The sequence below is a fragment of the Kocuria sp. CCUG 69068 genome, assembly GCF_020833785.1.
GTDB classification, from domain to species: domain Bacteria; phylum Actinomycetota; class Actinomycetes; order Actinomycetales; family Micrococcaceae; genus Kocuria; species Kocuria rosea.
The window spans coordinates 1-3,462 of record NZ_PDDL01000185.1 but is presented as its reverse complement, the minus strand read 5'-3'; the positions used below and the strand labels follow the sequence as shown (position 1 = coordinate 3,462).

Sequence of the window (3,462 nt, the reverse complement as noted above, 5' to 3'; positions counted from 1 at the left end):
CTGCCGGGCGCGGCCGGTGTCGAGGGCCTGCTCGGCCTCGGCGCGCTCGGCGCGCAGCCGGCGCTCGGCGTCCTCGTCGACGGCGAGGCTCGTGCGGGCCTGCACGAGGTCGTCGGCCAGCAGCCGGGCGCGGGCGTCGCGGACGTCGTGCTGGATCCGCTGGGCACGCCGGGCCGTCCTGGCCTGCCGGCCCAGCGGGGTGAGCTGGCGGCGGATCTCGGCGGTGAGGTCCTCGAGCCGGTCGAGGTTGGCCTGCATCGCCTCGAGCTTGCGCAGCGTCCGCTCCTTGCGGCGCCGGTGCTTGAGGACCCCGGACGCCTCCTCGACGAAGCCGCGGCGCTCCTCCGGGGTGGCGTGCAGGATGCGGTCGAGCTGGCCCTGGCCCACGATGACGTGCATCTCCCGGCCCAGCCCGGAGTCGGAGAGCAGCTCCTGGATGTCGAGCAGCCGGCACGGCCGGCCGTTGATCGCGTACTCGGAGCCCCCCGAGCGGAAGAGCGTGCGCGAGATCGTGACCTCGGAGTACTCGATGGGCAGGGCGCCGTCGGCGTTGTCGATGGTCAGCGACACGTGGGCCCGGCCGAGCGGGGCCCGGCCGGCGGTGCCGGCGAAGATGACGTCCTCCATCTTCCCGCCGCGCAGGGACTTCGCGCCCTGCTCCCCCATGACCCACGCCAGGGCGTCCACCACGTTGGACTTGCCCGAGCCGTTGGGGCCGACGACGGCGGTGACCCCGGGCTCGAACTCGAAGGTGGTGGCCGAGGCGAAGGACTTGAACCCCCGCACGGTCAGGGTCTTCAGGTGCACGGGTGTCCGGTCTCCTGGGGTGGGCGTGGCGGGCAGGGGGTCGCCACCACTGTACTCGCGCGCCCCGACGGCCCCGCGGCCGCCGGCCGGGCGCCGCGCACCGGAGGGAGCGCCGGCCCGCCCGGAGCGGGCGCGGGCGGAGACGAGGAGCGGGGACGAGGAGCGGAGAAGATGATCAGCCTACAGAGAAACGACCGGGCCCCGGCCGGCGCCGCGGAACCGGCCGGTAGACTGACTGCGACCAGCACGACCTGCCCTCCCCGCGACCGCGCCCTCCGTGGGCGGGCCGGGGCGTCGGCGAGACCCTAACGAAAGCCAGAGACCTTGACCGGTAATTCCTCGATCCGTCACCGCAACGCCGCCCTCCTGGCCATCACCAAGGTCGAGGCGGACGAGGTGGTGCCCTCGTCCCACGCCGACGAGGTCCTGGCGGACACGTTCGCCCGGCTGAAGATGCCGAAGGGCCTGCTCGAGCGGCTCGCGGGCGTCAACGAGCGGCGCGTCTGGGCCCCCGGGCGCCACTTCACCGACGGCGCCGTGGAGGCGGGCGAGGCGGCCCTCGCCCGCGCGGGCGTGCGCCCGGACCAGGTGGGGCTCCTGATCAACGCCTCGGTGACCCGCGACGGCTACGAGCCCGCGGTCTCGGTGTCCGTGCACCACCGGCTCGGCCTGGCCCCCTCCGCCCTGAACTTCGACGTCACCAACGCGTGCCTGGGCTTCGTCAACGGGCTCACGATCGCGTCCACGATGATCGACGCGGGGGCGATCGACTACGCCGTCGTCGTCGCCGGCGAGGACCCGACCCCCTGGCACCGCGAGACGTACGAGCGGCTGCAGGGCCCGGACGTGACCCGGGCGGACGTGGTGCGCGAGTTCGCCACCCTGACCCTCGGCTGCGGCGCGGCCGCCGCCGTGGTCGGCCCCGCCGACCGGCACCCGGAGGGCCACCGCATCGCGGGGTCCGTGACCCGGTCCGCGACCGAGCACCACGGGCTGTGCATCGGGGGCTTCGACGGCATGTACACCGACGCCACGGGGCTGCTCAAGCACGGCGTGGGACTGCTCGCGGACGCGTGGCACGACGCGCACGAGGACGGCTGGGACTGGGCGGACATGGACCGCTACATCGGCCACCAGGTCTCCATGTCCCACACCAACAAGCTGTTCCAGGACGTCGGGATCGACCCGGAGAAGTTCCCCCTGACCTTCCCGTTCTGGGGCAACGTCGCGGCCGCCGCGCTGCCGATGACCCTCGCCCTGGAGGCCGAGCGGCTCCGGCCCGACGAGCGCGTGCTGCTGCTCGGCGTGGGCTCCGGGCTCAACGCGACCTACATGGAGATCGACTGGTGAACCGCCGGCGCTGACGCCGCGCCCGCCCGAGACACCCCGCACGAGACGCACCCTCGAGGAGCCCCACGACCATGGCACGCACACGACCGTCCACGACCCAGCAGCCCGGAGGGCCGGACGCGGCGCGGCTGCCCATGACGGAGGTCCCCCTGCCCGGGGTGGACCCGGCGTGGTCCCGCACGGTCACGGTGGCCTCGACGGCCCCCGTGGAGCCGGTCCCCGGCCGGCGGCGCCGCTGGCACGTCCTCGACAACGCGGCCTCCCTGGAGGCCGCCGGGCTCACCCCGCGGGGCACGGTCCTCGCCGTGCACGGCAACCCCACCTGGTCCTACCTGTGGCGCGACGTGCTGGCCGCCGGGACGGACCCCGCGAACCCCTGGCGGGTGATCGCCGTGGACCAGCTCGACATGGGGTTCTCCGAGCGGACCGGGCTCTTCCGCCGCCTCGACGACCGGGTCCGCGATCTGGGCGACCTCACGGCCGAGCTCGGCCTGGACGCGAGCGAGGCCCCCGTGGTGACCCTCGCCCACGACTGGGGCGGGCTCGTGTCCTCCGGCTGGGCCCTGGAGCACCAGGACGTCCACCGCGCCACGATCCTCACCAACACCGCCGTCCACCACGACAACGCCGAGCGGATCCCCGCCTCGCTGCGGCTGGCACTGGTCCCGGCCGCGCACGGGCTGCTCACCGAGCGGACCACGAGCTTCCTCGACGTGGCCCTGGCACTGGCGGAGCCGTCCCTGTCCCGCGAGGTGCGGGCGGCCTACCGGGCGCCCTACGCCACGCGCGCCCGGCGGGAGGCGATCCGCAACTTCGTGGCCGACATCCCGGCCGCCCCGGACCACCCCTCGCACGCCCGCTACGAGCAGATCGCCGCCGGCGTGGCCGCCCGCGAGGTCCCCGCCCTGCTGCTGTGGGGCATCGGCGACCCCGTGTTCCAGGAGCGCTACCTGAAGGACCTCGTGCGCCGCATGCCGCACGCCGACGTCCACCGCTACGAGGGAGCCCTGCACCTGCTGCCCGAGGACCGGGACGTCGCGACGCCGGTGATGGCCTGGCTCGCGGACCGCTTCGGCCCCGGCCCCCGCCGCCGCGAGCTGCACCTGCAGCGGCGCGCCGTCTCCCGCGGCGAGCACGTCCCCTTCCCCGCGGAGCTCGACGCGCGGCGGGCCGACCTCGGCCTCGCCGTCGTGGACATGGCCCCCGCCTCCGGGGACGCGGGCGCGGGGGCGCACGCGGCCCCGGTGCGGGCGAGCCTGAGCTGGGCGGAGCTCGCCGACCGCGTGGACCGCCTCGCCGCGGGGC

General features: G+C 75.3%; 3 protein-coding genes. 2 read left to right on the top strand and 1 reads right to left on the bottom strand.

The features are described from left to right. Window positions 1-807 (bottom strand): AAA family ATPase (locus CRM73_RS18585; protein WP_229588718.1); only part of this gene is annotated, 807 nt, incomplete at its 3' end. A gap of 324 nt (window positions 808-1,131) precedes the next feature. Here CRM73_RS18585 and CRM73_RS18580 point away from each other — a divergent pair. Beyond that, the gene (locus tag CRM73_RS18580; RefSeq protein WP_035929796.1) at window positions 1,132-2,157 is read left to right on the top strand and encodes a 3-oxoacyl-ACP synthase III; all 1,026 of its coding nucleotides are present in this window, start codon (window positions 1,132-1,134) and stop codon (window positions 2,155-2,157) included. Window positions 2,158-2,228: 71 nt separating this feature from the next. Then, on the top strand, window positions 2,229-3,462 hold a 1,234-nt coding region (locus tag CRM73_RS18575), incomplete at its 3' end, for an alpha/beta fold hydrolase (protein ID WP_370658574.1).